Annotated in this window: 17 protein-coding genes; 9 read left to right on the forward strand and 8 right to left on the reverse strand. The window is 71.7% G+C overall.

Annotated features, from left to right (window positions below; translation table 11 throughout):
* The first annotated feature begins 91 nt into the window (after positions 1-91).
* Entirely contained in the window at positions 92-994 is a 903-nt protein-coding gene (locus tag OHA55_RS19430) for a cellulose-binding protein (protein WP_266708026.1), read from the forward strand.
* A gap of 47 nt (positions 995-1041) precedes the next feature.
* Here OHA55_RS19430 and OHA55_RS19435 read toward each other — a convergent pair whose 3' ends face one another.
* From OHA55_RS19435 to OHA55_RS19450, 4 genes are all read right to left on the reverse strand, one after another.
* Positions 1042-1644 (reverse strand): hypothetical protein, encoded by a 603-nt coding sequence (locus OHA55_RS19435; protein ID WP_266708028.1) that lies wholly within the window; start codon positions 1642-1644, stop codon positions 1042-1044.
* A 158-nt stretch (positions 1645-1802) separates the two neighbouring features.
* Positions 1803-2960, reverse strand: coding sequence for a hypothetical protein (locus OHA55_RS19440; protein WP_266708030.1), 1158 nt, complete (start codon positions 2958-2960; stop codon positions 1803-1805).
* Positions 2961-3356: 396 nt separating this feature from the next.
* Positions 3357-4112, reverse strand: a complete 756-nt coding sequence (locus tag OHA55_RS19445) for a helix-turn-helix transcriptional regulator (protein WP_266708032.1) — start codon at positions 4110-4112, stop codon at positions 3357-3359.
* A 180-nt stretch (positions 4113-4292) separates the two neighbouring features.
* Positions 4293-4505 (reverse strand): EF-hand domain-containing protein, encoded by a 213-nt coding sequence (locus tag OHA55_RS19450; RefSeq protein ID WP_266708034.1) that lies wholly within the window; start codon positions 4503-4505, stop codon positions 4293-4295.
* Positions 4506-4807: 302 nt separating this feature from the next.
* On the opposite strand from OHA55_RS19450, the gene OHA55_RS19455 reads away from it, so the two are divergent.
* A complete protein-coding gene (locus OHA55_RS19455; protein ID WP_266708036.1) occupies positions 4808-5536 on the forward strand; it encodes an SMI1/KNR4 family protein in 729 nt (242 codons plus the stop codon).
* 135 nt (positions 5537-5671) lie between these two features.
* On the opposite strand, the gene OHA55_RS19460 is transcribed toward OHA55_RS19455, so the two are convergent.
* Positions 5672-6106: a VOC family protein gene (locus OHA55_RS19460; RefSeq protein WP_266708038.1), complete on the reverse strand. Its 435-nt coding sequence runs from the start codon at positions 6104-6106 to the stop codon at positions 5672-5674.
* Between the two features lie 179 nt (positions 6107-6285).
* On the opposite strand from OHA55_RS19460, the gene OHA55_RS19465 reads away from it, so the two are divergent.
* From OHA55_RS19465 to OHA55_RS19485, 5 genes are all read left to right on the forward strand, one after another.
* Positions 6286-7152 (forward strand): AraC family transcriptional regulator, encoded by an 867-nt coding sequence (locus OHA55_RS19465; RefSeq protein WP_266708040.1) that lies wholly within the window; start codon positions 6286-6288, stop codon positions 7150-7152.
* 98 nt (positions 7153-7250) lie between these two features.
* Positions 7251-7961 carry a VanZ family protein gene (locus OHA55_RS19470; RefSeq protein ID WP_266708042.1) on the forward strand — a complete coding sequence of 237 codons (711 nt, stop codon included), beginning with the start codon at positions 7251-7253 and terminating at the stop codon, positions 7959-7961.
* A gap of 120 nt (positions 7962-8081) precedes the next feature.
* A complete protein-coding gene (locus tag OHA55_RS19475; RefSeq protein ID WP_266708044.1) occupies positions 8082-8780 on the forward strand; it encodes a response regulator transcription factor in 699 nt (232 codons plus the stop codon).
* Positions 8773-9873, forward strand: a complete 1101-nt coding sequence (locus tag OHA55_RS19480; protein ID WP_266708046.1) for a HAMP domain-containing sensor histidine kinase — start codon at positions 8773-8775, stop codon at positions 9871-9873. Before OHA55_RS19475 ends, OHA55_RS19480 begins: the two co-directional genes overlap by 8 nt.
* Before the next feature lie 5 nt (positions 9874-9878).
* Complete coding sequence (locus tag OHA55_RS19485; protein WP_266708048.1) at positions 9879-10313, forward strand: VOC family protein; 435 nt, start codon at positions 9879-9881, stop codon at positions 10311-10313.
* A 37-nt stretch (positions 10314-10350) separates the two neighbouring features.
* On the opposite strand, the gene OHA55_RS19490 is transcribed toward OHA55_RS19485, so the two are convergent.
* From OHA55_RS19490 to OHA55_RS19500, 3 genes are all read right to left on the reverse strand, one after another.
* Positions 10351-11961, reverse strand: a complete 1611-nt coding sequence (locus tag OHA55_RS19490) for a cation acetate symporter (protein WP_266708050.1) — start codon at positions 11959-11961, stop codon at positions 10351-10353.
* Complete coding sequence (locus tag OHA55_RS19495) at positions 11958-12437, reverse strand: DUF485 domain-containing protein (protein WP_266708052.1); 480 nt, start codon at positions 12435-12437, stop codon at positions 11958-11960. Before OHA55_RS19495 ends, OHA55_RS19490 begins: the two co-directional genes overlap by 4 nt.
* Positions 12438-12628: 191 nt before the next feature.
* Entirely contained in the window at positions 12629-14101 is a 1473-nt protein-coding gene (locus OHA55_RS19500) for an MFS transporter (RefSeq protein ID WP_266710818.1), read from the reverse strand.
* 590 nt (positions 14102-14691) lie between these two features.
* Between OHA55_RS19500 and OHA55_RS19505 the strand changes: the two genes are divergently transcribed.
* Both OHA55_RS19505 and OHA55_RS19510 read left to right on the forward strand, forming a co-directional pair.
* Positions 14692-15480 (forward strand): ABC transporter ATP-binding protein, encoded by a 789-nt coding sequence (locus OHA55_RS19505; protein ID WP_266708054.1) that lies wholly within the window; start codon positions 14692-14694, stop codon positions 15478-15480.
* Positions 15477-18059 (forward strand): ABC transporter permease, encoded by a 2583-nt coding sequence (locus OHA55_RS19510; protein WP_266708056.1) that lies wholly within the window; start codon positions 15477-15479, stop codon positions 18057-18059. The genes OHA55_RS19505 and OHA55_RS19510 overlap by 4 nt, the downstream gene beginning before the upstream one ends.
* The last annotated feature ends 13 nt before the right edge of the window (positions 18060-18072 follow it).

Below are 18072 nucleotides of genomic sequence, written 5' to 3' on the forward strand. Positions count from 1 at the left end.
ATCGATTCCGACTTCCGGCCCAATTGCCGCATCCTTGACCTCAGGATCGATGGCGGCGTGCGGAAGACGTGCGGAAGAGAGGGCTTCAGTAATGAGTGCTGCACCGGTGTCCGGACATGACTTCGTGGGGGGACGAGGACGTGGTTACCGCCCGGAGCAGGTGGATCGTTTCGTCGCCGCACTCTCGGCCCAGCGGAACGCCGCCCTGGACGAGCTCTCCCGGCTGACCCGCCTCGCGGAGGAGCTGGCGGCCGAATCGGCCCGGCTGGCCGAGCAGGTCGCCGGTCTGGCCCCGCAGACGTACCAGGAGCTGAGCGAGCGCGCCCGGTCGATACTCGCCCTCACCGAGGAAGAGGTCGCCGAGTCCGGCGCCGCCGCCCAGGAGACCGCACAGGCGCTGCTCGACGCCGCCGAGACCGCCGGGCGCGAGACCCGTGACGCGGCCCGCGCGTACGCCGAGAAGGTACGCGCCCAGGCCGGGGAGGACGCCGAACGCATCCTCGCCGAGGCCCGCCAGTCGGCCGCGCAGACCCTGGCGGCGGCGGGCGAGGACGCCGCCCGCACGCGCGCGGAGGGCGAGGAGCTGATGGCCCAGACCCGCGCCCGTACGTCGAGCGTCCTCACCCACCAGGAACAGGAACACGCCGAGCGTCACAAGCGGTCCGAGGCCGAACTGCTGGCCCACGAAACCGAAGTGACGACACGTCACGATGAGCTGATGGGCCGCGCCGAGGCCGTCCTCGCGGCGGCGTGGCGCGGCCGCACGGAGGCCGAGGAGGCCGCGCGCCACCGCCAGGAGGACGCGGGGGACCGCGCCGCCGAGCTCTTCGCCGAGGCACGGGTGCGCGAGGAGCGGGTGGTGCGCGAGACCGAGCGCATCCTGCGCGAACACCAGGAGGCCCGCGAGGAGTTGCACGCCCGCATGGCCCACGTGCGCAACTCCCTCGCCGCCCTGACCGGGCGTACCGGCACCCGGCCGTCCCAGGAGGGGTGACGGGCGGGGAGGGGACCAGATTTCGGGGTGGAAGAGTGGTGCCGCGACTACCGGTCCGGCTGACCGCCCCGGACGTGCGCGATCACGTCCGGTCGCCCCAGGCAGGCCAGGTTGATCCGGCCGCGACCTCGGGCCACGCCGTCTGCGGCCAGTCTCTTCTGCAGCGCGTCCGGCGCCAGGGGAGTCTCGAAGCCCTCGCAGAGGCTTCGTCCCGTATCCGCGTACTCGTAGCGGACCGCGTACACGCTTTCCGCGTGACGCCATTCCCAGCGGACGAGAGGTCGCGCAAGGACCGCCTCGAACCAATCGGCAGCTCTGTTTCCCAACTCCGCAGGGCTGCCGGCAGCTTCGAAGGCGAAGTCGCTCGCGGCCTGCTGGATGGTGAAGTCCTGGTTGTGGAGCTTGCCCCCATGGACGACGATCCCGTCGAAGTGGGCGCCCACCGTCAGGACGCCCTGGTCGCGTTGCGGGTCGGAGATGTCCAGGTAGACGATCAGCCGGCCGTCGGAGGTGTGCGCCGAGGGCAGCACCACGGTGTCGAGCGGGTCCACCAGCCAGGATTCCGCGCGTTCGGCCAGGACGTCGACGAAGGCGCGTTGGGCTGGGTCGAGGTCGCCCTCGTCGTACTCGAACCACGGGATGTCGTCCACGACCGCACTGTACGTGCGGCACAAAGGCTGTCCCCGGGGGTGCCGGTCGAGAGCGAGGCGGCTCTGCCCTCGGTGTGGGTGGTGTGATCAGGGCGCGGGAGCTGTTTCGGGCACCCCGTTCGCTGCGGTGAGCCTCGCGTCCGCCCGCGCCGCAACGCTCAGGCCGGTGCCGGGACCTGCGCCCAGGGCTGATTGCGGGCGGTGAACCTCTTTCGTTTGGCGGGTGCGGCGGCTCGGGCGTCCCTGCTCTCGCGGAGAGCGGTCCGCATGGACGCGATCGAGCCGGTGGCCGCGTCGGCGGTGGGCTCGGGCGCCGGGCCGTCAGGTGTGGCGCAATCCCGGCACACGCCCGGCTCGGCCGCCCGGAACGCGCGCTCGCAGTCGCCGTCGCAGGTCTGCCAGGGGAGCGAGGCGCTCCGTGATGATGGTGCGTCAATGTGGGTGCCAATGGAGCCTGTTGCATCGGTCGAGGGGGGACGCGACGGCAACGGCATGGGCCGGTCGCGGAGGCGGTAGGCGAGGATGCGGGCCGGGCGGGCGCGGAGGGGCGTCGGGAGAGTGGCGGTCAGGGTCTCGGTGATCGTCGCCGCGTCCACCCCGTGGGCCAGCCAGTCGGCGACGGCGGGTGCCAGCTTGCTCACTTCGCGCCGGGAGAGGATCAGCCGGGAGTCGACGATGCGCAGCGAGGCCAGGATGACGACGGCCTGCGGATCGACTCCGGTGATGCCGAGCGGGGCGTCTTCCTCACCGTCTGCCTCGTCTGCCTCGTCCGCCTCGTCCGCCTCGTCCGCCTCGTCCTGCTCGGCTGTGGCTGCGGGAGCCTCGGGGGCTTCCTCTGTGGCGACGGCGACGGCGACGGCGACGGCGACGGCGACGGCGGCTTCGGTGGGCTCAGGCTCCGGCTCCGGCTCCAGGCCGAGGACGGCCGACGTGTCGGCGGGCAGTCGAGGAGCGGGCAGTACGGGAGTGGGCAGTACGGGAGCGGGCGGTACCGGGGCGGGCTGGTCCGGCGACTTCCCGTTCAGGGGCCCTGGCTCGGGCAGTAGCAGGTCCGGGACCGTACGGAAGAAGGTCCGGGTACGGATGAGACCCCCGGCCCAGCGTTCCTTCCGGCGCACCAGATACCCCGCCCGCTCCAGCTCCCGCAGGGCCCGGGCGAGCGTGACGCGGCCCTCGTCGAAGTGGGCGCAGAGGGCGTCGACGGTCACGGGGGCGCCGTCGGGCAGCGACAGGATGTACGCCCCGACGCCCACCGCGACCGCGCTGCCGAGGCGTTGGGCCAGGGCGTTGTGCAGGATCGTGAAGTCGGAGGTCAAGCGGGTGCGGATGTGCGTCACCCCGGAGGGTGGGTGTGCGGGCCCGGATTGGGCGCGCGGGGGCGCGATAAAGTCGGTTACAGCCATGGGGAAGTGGAAGCCTTCCTGAGTGGTCAGACCCCCGGCTGGGATTGCCGTCCCGGGCGGGGGTCGCTCTGTGTATGAAGTCGTTGCGCTGAACGTAACCGCCCGAACTGCCCCGGAGCAACCGAGTCACCCGCACGAGTGATGACACGGAGGGGAGGGAGGGGGGTGAGTTCTTTCACCCGGTTCTTGGGGAGTCCGCCGCCTCACCGGGGGGCGGCTTACCGGCGCCCGGTGAGGTGCCAGCTGGCGGGCCGACGACCGGCGGTGCGGGAGGAGTTGGCGGCGCCCCGGTGGGATGACCTGCCGGGCTCAGTGGCGCAGGGACTCCGCGTACTCGACGGCCCGCTCCAACTGCGCTGCGGTGAGCCGCCGTACGTCCCAGACGAGTCCGGCCACTCCGCTGCCCGCTTCGTCGGGATGATCCCCGGTCGACCGGGGGGCGGTCGGGGTGATGCCGGTCAAGGCCGCCAGATCTTCGGCGGTGACATCGAGAACGGCACAGAAGTCCGCCAGGAGTTCAGCGGTGAGCGGGACCGTCCCGCGCCCGACCCCTCCGTAGGTGGAGGCCGACCAGTAGCGTCCCGTGACGACGAGGAACGTCTGTGCCGTGGCGGTCCACCCGAGGTTGCGGTTCCGCATCAGCCGCATGAGAAGCGCCCCGGGCGTGTTCGGGTACCGCTCGAAGGGCGGCGCTGAAGCCGGGGCAGCGGGAACCCGCCATTCTCGGGGCATCGACGCCATGAAGTCTCTTAGGGCTTGGCGCTGTTCCGGCCGCAGGCCGACCGCGATGCGCACCAGTCGGACCACCTGTGATCCGGCTCGCGTATCCACCGGTGCGAGGTCGTCCGGGAGGTCGACACCGGCGATCACGACGAGATCCGCCGTGTGCAGTCCCAGCGCGGGCGCGAGCCTCCGCAGCTCGGAAGGGCTCGGCTCGACTCCCGTAAGTACACGGGCCAGTTCGCCCCTCGCGACCCCCGACGCCTGGCCCAGCGCGGTGGCATCCAGCCGCCTGCACTCCATCAGCCGCCCCAAAAGGGCCCCGAAGTCCGTGGGTTCACTCATCCGGGCAGCCTACGGATCGGTTCCGCCCCGGACGAGGTGGAAGCCTCGCCTGGTTCCCACCTCGGCCGGCGGCGTCGGTACGACGCCGTGCGTGGCCCGTCGTGGCCCTGTCGTACCGGGCGTTGTCGTACCCGGACGCAGTCCTACCGGGTCAGGGCACCGGCACGGTGTCGTGCCGGGTCACGCGAAGTACGCCGCGAACTCTTCCCGCGTGATCCGGCGGTCTCCGTCGGCGTCGGCCGCCCGGACGAAGTCGGCGAGCTTGAGACCGTCCAGCTTGCCCTCGTTGGCCTGGCCGTAGTCCCTGAGTTCCCCCAGGCGGATCGTTCCGTTGTTGTCCTTGTCGATCTCGGAGAACAGTTCCTTGGCCTCTTCTTCGGTCAGCTTGCTCATCGTTTCTTCCTGTCCGTAGGTCGTTCGGTCTGGCGGGTCGGTGGCGCCGTGGAAGCGGCGCAGACAGCGCGCTCCGACCGTAAGCCCATGATCACGGTGAGTGTCACCACGGCTACGCCTGGTTCACTCGGGAGTGTTCGTGATTCCCGGGCGTTCGCGAGCGGGGGCGGCGGGAGCGCGACCCGTGTGCCGGGGTGCGGCGCGTGGACTCCCTGCCCGGCCGGACCGGGGGCCTCGGGAAGCGGGCTTCCGGGCGACCCCGGGGCTGCCCCGAAGGGGGCGGGGCCCGTAACCTCCTCGGCATGCTGGACGGTCCTGATGTCTCCGTGGCGCTGCGAGGCGGAGTGCGTACGCGCACCCATGCCTGGGACTTCGTGCGCTGGTTCGCCGACGCGTGGGCGGGGCGCCCGCTGGAGCCGGAAGACGGCTTCGGGGAAGCCGAGTTGGCAGCTGTGGAAGCTGGGTTGGGCTTCCGTCTCCCGGCTGCCCTGCGCGAGGGGTACGCCCTCTTCGGGCGCCGGGCCGACCTGACCCGGCAACAGGATCCACTCGTCCCGGTCACGGGACTCCATGTGGACGATGCCATGGGGGGCGTCCTGGTGTTCCGCCACGAGAACCAGGGCTGCGCCCAGTGGGCGATTCCCCTGGCCGGGATCGACCAGGACGATCCGCCGGTCGTGGTGGAATCCAGCGACGGCTGGCTCCCGTTCCTCGACCGGATGTCCCTCGCATGGGTCGAACTCGCCCTCAGTGAAGCGCTCTTCGGCGCGGACGAGCTCCGCCTCTACGACGCGTGCGAGCTGCCGGACACCTTGCTGCCGAGTCTCCACGAGCGGTATGTCCGGGTGGACCTGCCCGACCACCCCATGTGGGCGTCCGGGGCCGACTCGCCCGTACGTTGGTACGCGGCCCCCGGCCGGCTGGTGCGCCGGGACGGCGTGCATGACCACTGCTGGACCCACGCGTGGGGGCGTACGGCCGCCGACCTCGAAACCCTGCGCCGGGATCTCCCGGGACCGTGGGTGCGCTGAGGCCGGTGCCGGTGCCGGTGCCGCCCGTGCGGGGGCGTACGACGTGTCGGGCCGGGGTTGTCGAGTCTCGCGCCACTGCCGCTACCGGGCCTGGGCGGAGTCCGGCGCCAGAGCCCCCGTCGGCACCACGACGCCTCAGTCGAGGCAGAACTCGTTGCCCTCGGGGTCCTGCATCACGATGCAGGACTCGTTCTCGCCGTCGGCACGCATCGTCCGCACATGGAACGCGCCGAGCGCGACCAGTCGTGCGCACTCGGCCTCAAGCGTGGCGAGGCGCTCCTCACCCACGAGCCCGATACCGGCCCGCACATCGAGATGCAGCCGGTTCTTGACGACCTTGCCTTCGGGAACCCGCTGGAAGAGCACGCGCGGCCCCACTCCCGAGGGATCGGAGCACGCGAAGTAGACCACCTGCTCCTCGGGCGGCAGCGAGCCGTGGTATGCCTCCCACGTGGCAAAGCCCTCCGGGACCGGCGGCACGACGTACCCCAGCACCTCACACCAGAATGCCGCCAGGCGCGCGGGTCCCGCGCAGTCGAAGGTCACTTGGAACTGTCTGATCGTTGACATCGGCGCACCCTACCAAGGGAGTTCCGCCGCCCCTTCCCCCTGCTCGCTGCCCGCTGCGACGGCAGGGCCCCGTGAATCGGCCGGCTCCGGCGGACCCGACACCATCGGGCACAGGATGTCGGGTGCGGTGTGATGGGCTCCTCCTAGCGTGGTGATCGTCAAGAGGAGGGACACCGGGCATGCTGGAGCGGCTGAACCAGGCCATGGAGCACATCGAGCTCCACCTCGATCAGGCGATCGACGTGGGCGAGCTGGCCCGTATCGCGGCGACCTCGGAGTACCACCTGCGCCGGATGTTCTCCGCGCTGGCGGGCATGCCGCTGTCGGAGTACGTACGCCGCCGTCGGCTCACCCTCGCGGGGGCCGAAGTGCTCGCGGGCCGCGAGACGTTGCTGGAGATCGCGGTGCGGTACGGCTACGGCTCCGGCGAGGCGTTCGCGCGGGCGTTCCGGGCCATGCACGGCATCGGGCCGGGCGAGGCGCGGCGTACCGGCGCCGCTCTCCACTCCCAGTCCCGGATGTCCTTCCGCCTCACCGTCGAAGGAAGCAGCAGCATGCGCTACCGCATCGTGGAGAAACCGGCCTTCACCGTCGCCGGGCCCAAGGCACGGGTACCCCTGGTGCACCTGGGGCCGAACCAGGCGATCATCGACTTCGTCCGCGGCATCGGACCGGGGACGCTGGAGAGCCTGGAGAAGCTCTCCGACCAGGAGCCGCGGGGCATCGTCGCGGTCTGCGACGATCTCGACCCCAGCCGCGCCGAAGGCACCGAACTCGACTACTACCAGGGCGTGATCACCTCCGGGGAAGTGCCGGACGGCGTGACCGCCCTGGCCGTCCCGGCAGGCACCTGGGGGGTCTTCACCGCCTCCGGTCCGATCCCGCAGGCCATTCAGGAGCTGTGGCGGGACGTGTACGCCGAGTGGTTCCCGTCGAACCCGTACCGGGGCCGTCCCGGCCCGGAGATCCTGCGCACCCGGCTGTCGCCGGACAAGACCGAGGCCGAGGCCGAACTCTGGCTCCCGGTGGAGTCCGAGTGCGGCTGAACGGAGCACGGGGCGGCCGTGGTCCGACGCCCCGCATATCGCGGGCGTATCGAAAACCGCATACGCCCCGGCAACGGGCCGGCGTGTTCCCTGGCAGCATGACCCGACCCGCATCCCTCTCGGTCCCGCCCACGACGCCGCCCACGACGCCGCCCGCGACACCGCCCCGTCGCGGCGTGGGCGGGCTCGGGACCGTGCTGCTCTGCCTGGTGGGCCTCTTGCTTCTCGGCGGCGCGTTCATGGTGCGGCGGATGCTCCTGATGCCCGCGCGCAGATGCGCGGCCTTCGCGTGGCACGGCTGCTTCGACACGTTCAACGGCGTGGTGCTGATGACGCTGGTCCTGCTGCCGGTCGCCGTGCTGGTCGCGTGGGCCCTGGCCCGGCGCCGTCGGGCCGCCGGGGTGCCGGGGGCGTGGCGGACGTCGCTCGCCGAGGTGGGCATGGTCCACGGGACGGTGCCCTTCCTGTGGCTGACGATGATGCCGGGCGCCATGGCCGGGCAGGTCCCCGGCCGCTTCAGCCTGGTGCCGTTGCGGGACCTCGCCACCATGGGGGCGCTGGGCATCGTCGGCAACCTGCTGGTCTTCGCGTCGCTGGGGTTCTTCGCCCCTCTGCGGTTCGCGGCGATGGCATCCGCCGCGCGCGTCCTGGCCCTCGGCGCGGGCTGCTCGGTGCTGGTGGAGATCCTGCAGTACGTCCTGCGGCTGGACCGGGTGTCCTCCGTGGACGACGTACTGGTCAACACCGCCGGCGCCCTGCTGGCCGGGCTCGCCTCCCGGCGCTGGTGGCTGCGCGCCGAGGGCTCCTGACCGGACGCGGCACCCGTCGCGACGAGCGGGACAGCCGGACCCGGCAGCCCGGACCCGGCAGCCGGACCCGCCGCCGTCCCGCCCCGTCGGGGGCCAGGAAGCGGACCGTACGCTTCAGGCATGCGTGTGCTGATCGTGGAGGACGAGCCCTACCTCGCCGAGGCCGTCCGGGACGGCCTGCGGCTGGAGGCGATCGCCGCCGACATCGCCGGTGACGGAGACTCCGCGCTGGAGCTGCTGAGCGTCAACTCCTACGACCTCGCGGTCCTCGACCGGGACATCCCGGGCCCGTCCGGCGACGAGGTCGCCCGGCGCATCGTCGCTTCCGGAAGCGGCACCCCGATCCTCATGCTCACCGCCGCGGACCGGATCGACGACAAGGCGTCCGGGTTCGAGCTGGGGGCCGACGACTACCTCACCAAACCCTTCGAGCTCAGGGAACTCGTGCTGCGGCTGAGGGCGCTCGACCGCCGGCGCGGGCACGTCCGGCCGCCGGTCAGCGAGATCGCGGGCCTCCGGCTCGACCCCTTCCGCCGGGAGGTCTTCCGGGACGGGCGGCACGTCGCCCTCACCCGGAAACAGTTCGCCGTGCTCGAAGTGCTGGTCGCCGCCGAGGGCGGGGTCATCAGCGCCGAGGAACTGCTGCGGCGGGCCTGGGACGAGAACGCCAACCCCTTCACCAACGCCGTCCGCATCACCGTCTCCGCGCTGCGCAAGCGGCTGGGCGAACCCTGGCTCATCGCCACCGTGCCCGGCGTCGGCTACCGCATCGACACGGGAGGACCGGACGCGCCCGGCCCCGGCGGTACCCGTGCGTAGGCCCCCGGGGCTCAGCGCTCGGCTGAAACTCACCCTCAGCTACGCCGGATTCATCCTCCTCGCCGGTGCGATCCTGCTGGCCGTGGTGTGGGGGTACGTGCTGCGCTACCTGCCCGACAACAACCGGGGCCTGCTCGGGATCAACCCCAACCGGACCGTCGTCCTGCACGTCTTCGCCCCCGCCGCCGCCTCGGCCCTCGCCTTCCTGCTGGTCTTCGGCCTGCTGGGCGGCTGGTTCCTGGCCGGGCGGATGCTCGCGCCCCTCACCCGGATCACCGCCGCCGCCAGGACCGCCGCACACGGCTCGCTCTCCCACCGGATCGCCATGGAGGGCAGGCAGGACGAGTTCCGTGAACTCGCCGACGCCTTCGACACCATGCTCGAACAGCTGGAATCGCACGTTGCCGAGCAGCGGCGGTTCGCCGCCAACGCCTCCCACGAACTGCGCACCCCGCTCGCCGTCTCGAAGGCGCTCCTCGACGTCGCGCGCACCGACCCCGCGGGGGACCGGCGGGAACTCGTCGAGCGGCTCCACACGGTCAACACCCGGGCGATCGCACTCACCGAGGCCCTTCTGCTGCTCAGCCGGGGCGACCGCAAGGACTTCACCCGCGAGCCCGTCGACCTCTCCCTCCTCGCCGAGGAGGCCGCCGAGACGCTGCTCCCGCTCGCCGAACACCGCGGGACCACGCTCGACGTCACCGGCGGGCCCGCGCACGTATCCGGCTCCGCGACGCTCCTGCTGCGGATGGTGACCAACCTCGTGCAGAACGCCGTCGTCCACAACCTCCCCTCCGGCGGCACCGTCACCGTCCACACCGGGACGCGGGCCGGTGGCACGAGCGTGCTGCGGGTCGAGAACACGGGCGATCCGCTCCCCCCGGAGCTGGTACCGACCCTCACCGAGCCCTTCCGGCGCGGGTCGGAGCGCGTACGCACCGACGAGCACGCGGGCGTCGGCCTCGGGCTCGCCCTGGTGGCGAGCGTCGTCCGGGCCCACGACGGGACCCTCGATCTCACCCCCCGACCGGCCGGCGGGCTCGTCGTGACGGTCCGGTTGCCCGGGATACCGCAGGCGGCGCCGGTACGGTGAGGCGCATGGAACAGCGCATCAGTCTGGTCACGTTGGGCGTCACCGATCTCGCCCGCGCGAGGTCGTTCTACGAGGCCCTGGGGTGGGAGGGGCAGACGGTCCAGGACACGGTCTTCTACCAGGTGGGCGGCCTCGCGGTCGTGCTGTGGTCCCGCGAGAAGCTCGCGGCCGACTGCGGCCTCGAAGACCACGGCCCGGCCGGTTTCGGCGGGATCGCGCTCGCGCAGAACCTCCGGTCGCCCGAGGAGGTCGACGAACTCCTCACGACGGCCGGGCGAGCGGGCGCCACCATCACCCGGCCCGCCGCGACGACGTTCTACGGCGGCTACGCCGGTGTCTTCACCGACCCCGACGGCCACGCCTGGGAGATCGCGCACAACCCGGGGTTCACGCTCGCCGAGGACGGCTCGCTCACCCTCCCCGACTTCGACAGCCTCTGACCCCGGTCCCCACCCCGGCGGCCTCCGGCGACGCGCCTCACCGCCGTGTCGCCGGGGGCGCCCCGGCCAGGATCCACGGCTCCACCTGCTCGTAGCGGCGGCGCTCCTCGGCGGCAGGCCTGCGGCCGAGGACCGTCCCCAGCCAGCCCGCGAGGAAGCCGACCGGGATGGAGACCAGCCCGGTCGTCGTGAACGGGAACCAGTTCGCGTCCACGTCCGGGAAGACCGCCCCCGGAGTCCCGGAGATCAGGTTGGTGCCCGACATCAGCACCACCACCCCCGTGGTGCCCACGATCAGCGTGCAGAGCAGCCCGGTACGGGTGAAGCGGCGCCAGAACAGGCTGTAGACGAGCGCCGGAGCGAGCGCCGAAGCGCCGACGCAGAACGAGAAGATCGCCAGCGCCTGCACGTTCCAGTGCCGGGCGACGACCGCGAGCACCGTCGCGAGGATGCCGACCCCGATCGCCGCTCCCTGGGCCGTCATGATCTCGGTACGCGGCGCGGGAGCGGGCCGGTCCGCGCGGGCGAGACCGTGCGCGAAGAGATCGTGGGCCAGGGAGTTCGCACAGGCCAGCGTCATCCCGGCGACCGAGGCGAGCAGGGTCAGGAAGATCGCCGTGGTCATCATCGTCGCGATCAGCGCCCCGGTGCGCCCGCCGCCCGCGACCACACTGGTCACCTGGAGGATCGCGCTGCTGCCCTGGCTGCCGCCCGCCGAGACGGCGCTGTGGCCGACGAGGGCGGCGGCACCGAAGCCGATCACGGTGAGGAACACACAGACGAGGACGACCGCCGATACCGCCCAGGAGAGCGAACGGCGCACCGCCCGGGCGCTCTTGACGGCGGACATCCGCATGATGATGTGCGGCAGGCACGCGGCGCCCAGCACGACGGTCAGCTCGGAGCTGATCATGTCGAGGTCGTCGCCCCCGTACTGGAGCCCCGCCCTCAGATACGCGTCCCCGGCCCCGCTCCGCCGTGCCGCGGCGGCGAGCAGGGCGCCGGTGTCCCAGTGGAAGCGGTCCAGGATCAGTACGGAGATGAGCAGCCCCGCCCCGACGAGCGTCACCGTCTTCATGATCTGGATCAGGGCGGTGGAGCGCATCCCGCCGATCACCGCGTAGCTGATCATCACGGCACCGACGGCGGCGATGGCGCCGGTGCGGAATCCGGAGCTGTCGAAGCCGAGGATGAACGCCAGGAGGTTTCCGCTGCCCGCCAGTTGGACCGCCATGAACGGCACGAGAGCGACGAGTGTGACCGTGCAGGCGGTGATCCGTACGCCACGTCCCGGGGCCCGGCGGGCGAGTACGTCCCCCAGGGTGAACCGGCCCGCGTTGCGCAGGGGTTCGGCCAGCAGGAACATCAGCAGCACCAGTGAGAGGACCGTGCTCAGCACGAGGACCAGCCCGTCGTGCCCGGTGAGCGCGATGACGCCGGTGGTGCTCAGGACCGTGGCGGCGGAGAGGTAATCCCCGGCGATGGCAAGGCCGTTGCGCAGCGGCGCCAGATTGCTGTACCCGGTGTAGAACTCCTCCAGGTTGTCCCGGTCGGGACCGGCCAGGACGCAGAGCAGCAGCACCATGGTGGCCACGGCGATGAACACCACGAGGGACGTCGCCTGCGCGGACTCGTCGAAGCCGGTCACCGGCCGGTTCCCCGACTGCTGGGCCGAACCGCGGTGTCGGTGGGCCGGGAGCGCCGGCGCAGCTCGGCGGCGAGCGGGTCCACGGTGCGCCGGGCGGTGCGCTCGTAGAGCACCAAGGAGAGCAGGGCGATGGGCAGTTGGGTCAGCGCGAGCAGCAGCCCGAGGTTCAGCCCGCCGACGCCGACGTCCCGTCCCATCAGCCCGGGGGCGTACGTGGAGAGAGCCAGGAACGCCGTGAAGTAGCCCAGCGCCGCGAGCGTGGAGACCCTGCGCAGCACCCGGTACGAGGTGCGCAGCCGCCGCAGGTCGCGGTGGCGGCCCGGAGTCTGCGCGCGGGTGCCCGCCGCCGGGAAGCGCGGCGCCGCGGGCTCCGGTGGCGGGGAGCTCTGCCAGGGGAGCAGATAGTCGCGCTGGAACGGCGGCGGCGGAGGCGGGAGCTCCAAGGGCTCATGGGGCTCGTGGTACGCGTGAGACATGGGCAGTGCTGCTCCTTGCATGAGCCGGTACGAGGGGGACTGCAAGGCACGCGAACGGGACTGGTGGTGGCATCGTGGCGACGTTACTCACGAGTAGCCAGCGGATGGCGAAGAATGGCCGAACTGTGGTCGTAAATAGGCCAGTTGGCGCCTCTGGACAGGAGGCGAAATTTCGGGGCGGCTCGGGAGCGTCAGCGCCCGGGCGTACCGTCGGGTTCCTCCGCGGCGATCGGGAAGCGCTTCGGGGCCACCACGAGGAGGACGAGGAGCGCCAGCGCCGCGGCCGCCGCCGCACCCAGGTACACGTGGTCCACCGCCGCGTCCACCGCGCGCCGCAGCGTGTCGGCCGCGCGGACGGTCAGCGCGCCCGGGTCCTCCAGCGCGTGGCTCACGGAGTCCAGGTCCCCGGGCAGCCCCGCGGCCGAGGCGCCGTCGAGCCGGGCCGCCAGCGTCGCGTTGGCTACGGCACCGAAGAGCGCGGCACCCAGCGACTGGCCGAGCTGGCGGCAGAAGAGCACGGACGCCGTCGTCGTCCCGCGCTCGGACCAGCCCACCGTCGACTGGACGCCCACGATCAGCGGGAGCTGGAAGAGCCCGAGCGAGGCGCCGAGCAGCAGCATGATCAGCACCGGCTGCCACACCGCCCCCGGATACGGGAGGGCCGGGAAGGCGAGCAGCGCCAGCAGCGCGCCGCCCATGCCGATCATCGCGGTGAAGCGGAAGCCGATACGCCCGTACACCCGGTTCGACAGCGCCGCCGCCACCGGCCAGCTCAGCGTCATCACCGAGAGCACGAAGCCGGCCGGTATCGCCCCGAGCCCGAGGACGGACTGCGCGTACGTCGGCAGGAAGACGGTCGGCGCCACCATCAGCAGCCCCATCGCGCCCAGAGCCAGGTTGACCGAGGCGATCGGGCGCCGCCGCCACACCCACCCCGGCACGATCGGGTCGGCCGCCCGCCGCTCCACCAGGACCGTGAGCGCCGCGAGGACCACGCTCGCCCCGAACAGGCCCAGCGACGGAACCGAGAACCAGTCCCAGGCGACCCCGCCCTGCACGAGCGCGGTCAGCAGCAGCGCGGTGGAGGCGAAGATGCCGAGCGCACCCGCCCAGTCGATCCGGGGCGCCGCTTCGGGGCGCGGGCGGGCGGGCTCGTGGAAGTGACGTACGACCAGCCAGAGCGCGAGCGCGCCGACCGGCAGGTTCACCAGGAAGATCCAGCGCCAGTCCGCGTACGTGGCGAGCAGGCCGCCGATCGCAGGGCCAGCCACCGACGAGATCGCCCAGACCGTCGAGATCTTGGCCTGGATCTTCGGGCGCTCCTTGAGCGGGAAGAGGTCGGCGGCGATGGTCTGCACCGTCCCCTGGAGCGCCCCGCCACCCAGACCCTGGACGACCCGGAAGGCGATCAGCGCCGTCATGTTCCACGCGGAGGCGCAGAGCAGCGAACCCACCGCGAACAGCACGATTCCGGCGACCAGTACGGGCTTGCGGCCGAAGGTGTCGGAGAGCTTCCCGTACACCGGCAGGGTGACGGTCACCGCCAGCAGGTAGCCGGAGAACAGCCACGAGAACACCGCGAACCCGCCGAGGTCGCCGACGATCTGCGGCACCGCCGTGGAGACGATCGTGCCGTCCACCGCGGCCAGCGCCATCGCCACCATCAGCGCCGCCACGACGGCCCGGGGTACGGGGGGATTCGGCGCCGCCGGCACCGGGACGGCGGTACCGGGGCCGCGGCCCGCGTCGGTGTTGCCGTCCGCGCTGCTCGTGGCGCCCACAGACATTCCTTCCCCCTGCACGTATCTGTCGGGACCACTGTCTCATTCCGTTCGTCACGAGGGCAGGGCGCTCACGGGCGCACGGGGCGGAGGGCGTTTTCGGGGCGGGGCACCCGAGGTCGACCCGGGGGAGAGCCGGGTTCGGTCGGGGTGCCCGGACAGGGACGGCGGGCACGCTGCCGGCGGGGCGACCCGGGGGACAGCCGGGGGTGACCGGGGCGGGGCTGCCTGGGGACAGCCGTAGGGCGACCGGGGGACAGCCCCACCGCCCGCAGGACGAGGCCCTCCCGCCCAACCCCTAGGGGGACCTCCCCCCAGCGCCCAAGGGAACGGTCCTCCCCGTGGACGAGGTGATCGGGTCACGTCATTCCCTAGCGTTGTCATCAGGTCGCGGAGTGCGGCCGACGGCGGTGGACGGGCGGGGACCACCGCGTTCGTGGGGCGGCGTACGCCCATCCTTGGAGGAGAGAATCGTGACGACGGCTGTGACCAATCCCAGGCACGGGGGCGCCGGAGAACGGACCGCCGTGGCAGCGCGAGCACGCCAGGTGGTGAAGGCGTACGGCACCGGCGAGACACGGGTCGTCGCCCTCGACCACGTCGATGTCGACATCGCACGCGGCGAGTTCACCGCGATCATGGGCCCGTCGGGCTCCGGCAAGTCGACGCTGATGCACTGCCTGGCCGGACTCGACACGGTGACCTCCGGCGAGATCTTCCTCCACGAGACGATGATCACCGGCCTCAAGGACAAGAAGCTCACCCAACTCCGCCGCGACCGGATCGGGTTCATCTTCCAGGCGTTCAACCTGCTGCCGACGCTGAACGCGCTGGAGAACATCACGCTGCCGATGGACATCGCGGGCCGCAAGCCCGACGCGGAGTGGCTGCGGCAGGTCGTGGAGACCGTGGGCCTCGCGGACCGGCTGAAGCACCGGCCGACCCAGCTCTCCGGCGGCCAGCAGCAGCGCGTCGCGGTCGCCCGCGCCCTCGCCGCCCGCCCCGAGATCATCTTCGGCGACGAGCCGACCGGAAACCTCGACTCGCGGGCCGGCGCCGAGGTGCTGTCCTTCCTCCGCACCTCCGTGGACCAGCTGGGCCAGACCATCGTCATGGTCACCCACGACCCCGTCGCCGCCTCCTACGCGGACCGGGTGCTCTACCTCGCGGACGGCAAGATCGTCGACGAGATGCGCAACCCCACCGCCGACCAGGTCCTCGACCGCATGAAGAACTTCGACAGCCGCGGGCGGACGTCATGACCGTCCTCAAGACCTCGCTGCGCAACTTCCTCGCGCACAAGGGGCGGATGGCCCTCTCGGCCGTCGCCGTCCTGCTGTCCGTGGCCTTCGTCTGCGGCACCCTCGTGTTCACCGACACCATGAACACCACCTTCGACAAGCTCTTCACCGTCTCGGCCCCGGACGTCTCGGTCGGCCTCAAGTCGGCCGAGGAGTCGGACGCCGTACCGGACTCCGGCAAGCCGGAGACCATGCCGGCGTCGCTCCTCGCCCAGGTCGAGAAGGCCGAGGGCGTCAAGGACGCCGAGGGTCAGGTCAGTACCCTCCAGGTCACGATCGTCGACAGCCACGACAAGAACCTCAGCCCGGACACCGGCGCCCCGACCATCGCGGGCAACTGGACGCGCAACGACCTGCGTTCGATGAGGATCAGCTCGGGCCACGCGCCGCGCGGACCCACCGAGATGATGATCGACTCCGGTACCGCCGAGAAGCACGGCCTGAAGCTCGGCGACGAGCTGCGCACCATCACCTCGGCCGGCGACCTCCGGGCGAAGATCGTCGGCATCGCCGAGTTCACCGTCACCAACCCCGGCGCGGCGATCGCCTACTTCGACACCGAGACCGCCCAGACGAAGCTGCTCGGCCGCCCCGACGCGTACAGCATGATCAGCGTCACCGCCGCATCCGGCGTCAGCGACGCCCAGTTGAAGGCCAACGTCGCCACCGCGCTCGGCGACACCTCCCTCTACACCCTGAAGACCCAGGCCGAGTCCGCCGAGGACAGCAAGGACTCCATGGGGTCCTTCCTCGACGTGATCAAGTACGCGATGCTCGGCTTCGCCGGAATCGCCTTCCTCGTCGGCATCTTCCTCATCGTCAACACCTTCTCCATGCTGGTCGCCCAGCGCACCCGCGAGCTCGGCCTGATGCGGGCCATCGGCTCCAGCCGTCGCCAGGTCAACCGGTCGGTGCTGGTCGAAGCCTTCCTCCTCGGCATCGTCGGCTCGATCCTCGGCGTCGTCGCGGGCATCGGACTCGCCGTCGGCCTCATGCGGCTGATGGGCGCCGTCGGCATGGAACTCTCCACCGACGACCTCACCATCGCCTGGACCACCCCGGTCGTCGGCCTCGCGCTCGGCATCGTCGTCACCGTGCTCGCCGCGTACGTACCCGCCCGGCGTGCCGGGAAGGTGTCGCCGATGGCCGCGCTGCGGGACGCCGGAACCCCCGCCGACGGCCGGGCCGGACGCCTCCGGGCCGCCCTCGGCATCGTCCTCACCGGCGCCGGCGCCGCGGCCCTCTGGGGAACCGCGCGCGCCGACGAGGCGAGTGGCGGATCGATCCTGCTGGCAGTCGGCGTGGTCCTCAGCCTCCTCGGGTTCATCGTCATCGGCCCGCTCCTCGCCGGAGCTGTCGTACGGGTCCTCAGCACGGTCCTGCTCCGGTTCTTCGGCCCCGTCGGCCGCATGGCCGAACGCAACGCCCTGCGCAACCCGCGCCGCACCGGCGCGACCGGCGCGGCCCTGATGATCGGCCTCGCCCTGGTGGCCTGCCTCGCGGTCGTCGGCGCCTCCATGGTCGCTTCCCTCTCCGGCGAGCTCGACAAGTCGGTCGGCGCGGACTTCATCGTGCAGTCCGCCGACGGGCAGCCGATCGTGCCGCAGGCCGCCAAGGCCGTCGAGGCCGTCCCCGGCCTGAAGCACGTCACCCACTACACCTACCTCAACGCCACCGTGACCTCTCCCGACGGCGGCACGGACGACGACGGCCTGGTCGCCGCCGACTCCAGCTACCAGCAGGACGTGCACCGCGAGGTCCTCTCCGGCGAGCTCGCGGCCGCCTACGAAGAGGACTCCGTATCGGTCGGCGAGGAGTACGCCGACAAGCACGGCGTCAAGGTCGGCGACACCCTCGACGTGGCGTTCAAGGCCGGCGGCTCCGCGAAGCTCAAGGTCGCCGCCATCACCTCCGACGACACCAGCATCGACGGCGGGGCGAAGTACATCAGCCGCACCACCGCCGCCAAGCACATCGCCGCCGACCAACTCCCCGACAGCCTGATGATGTTCGCGCAGGCCGAGGACGGCCAGGAGAAGACGGCCTACGCCGCGCTGAAGAAGGCCCTCGCGCCCTACCCGGTCTACCAGCCCCGCAACCAGGCCGACTTCAAGGAGGACCTCAAGGACCAGGTCGGGCAGTTGCTCAACATCGTCTACGGCCTGCTCGCCCTCGCCATCGTCGTCGCGGTACTCGGCGTCGTGAACACCCTCGCCCTCTCGGTGGTCGAACGCACCCGTGAGATCGGCCTGTTGAGGGCGATCGGCCTCTCCCGACGCCAGCTGCGCCGGATGATCCGCCTGGAGTCGGTGGTCATCGCCCTCTTCGGTGCCCTGCTCGGCCTCGGCCTCGGCATCGGCTGGGGCGCTTCCGCCCACCAACTCCTCGCGCTGGAAGGGATGGACACGCTGGAGATCCCCTGGCCGACGATCCTCACCGTCTTCGTCGCCTCCGCGTTCGTCGGCCTGTTCGCCGCCCTCGTACCGGCCTTCCGGGCGGGCCGGATGAACGTCCTGGCGGCCATCGCCACGGACGGCTGAGCGGGGCGGCCGA

Source organism: Streptomyces sp. NBC_00102 (assembly GCF_026343115.1).
GTDB lineage: Bacteria > Actinomycetota > Actinomycetes > Streptomycetales > Streptomycetaceae > Streptomyces.

What these genes read in the sequence shown, in the direction of transcription:
- OHA55_RS19430 (WP_266708026.1), top strand. Translation starts at nt 92, where the DNA reads ATGAGTGCTGCACCGGTGTCCGGACATGACTTCGTGGGGGGACGAGGA.
- OHA55_RS19445 (WP_266708032.1), bottom strand. Translation starts at nt 4,112, where the DNA reads ATGAGTGAACCCACGGACTTCGGGGCCCTTTTGGGGCGGCTGATGGAG.
- OHA55_RS19450 (WP_266708034.1), bottom strand. Translation starts at nt 4,505, where the DNA reads ATGAGCAAGCTGACCGAAGAAGAGGCCAAGGAACTGTTCTCCGAGATC.
- OHA55_RS19455 (WP_266708036.1), top strand. Translation starts at nt 4,808, where the DNA reads ATGCTGGACGGTCCTGATGTCTCCGTGGCGCTGCGAGGCGGAGTGCGT.
- OHA55_RS19460 (WP_266708038.1), bottom strand. Translation starts at nt 6,106, where the DNA reads ATGTCAACGATCAGACAGTTCCAAGTGACCTTCGACTGCGCGGGACCC.
- OHA55_RS19465 (WP_266708040.1), top strand. Translation starts at nt 6,286, where the DNA reads ATGCTGGAGCGGCTGAACCAGGCCATGGAGCACATCGAGCTCCACCTC.
- OHA55_RS19470 (WP_266708042.1), top strand. Translation starts at nt 7,251, where the DNA reads ATGACCCGACCCGCATCCCTCTCGGTCCCGCCCACGACGCCGCCCACG.
- OHA55_RS19475 (WP_266708044.1), top strand. Translation starts at nt 8,082, where the DNA reads ATGCGTGTGCTGATCGTGGAGGACGAGCCCTACCTCGCCGAGGCCGTC.
- OHA55_RS19485 (WP_266708048.1), top strand. Translation starts at nt 9,879, where the DNA reads ATGGAACAGCGCATCAGTCTGGTCACGTTGGGCGTCACCGATCTCGCC.
- OHA55_RS19495 (WP_266708052.1), bottom strand. Translation starts at nt 12,437, where the DNA reads ATGTCTCACGCGTACCACGAGCCCCATGAGCCCTTGGAGCTCCCGCCT.
- OHA55_RS19500 (WP_266710818.1), bottom strand. Translation starts at nt 14,101, where the DNA reads ATGGTGGCGATGGCGCTGGCCGCGGTGGACGGCACGATCGTCTCCACG.
- OHA55_RS19510 (WP_266708056.1), top strand. Translation starts at nt 15,477, where the DNA reads ATGACCGTCCTCAAGACCTCGCTGCGCAACTTCCTCGCGCACAAGGGG.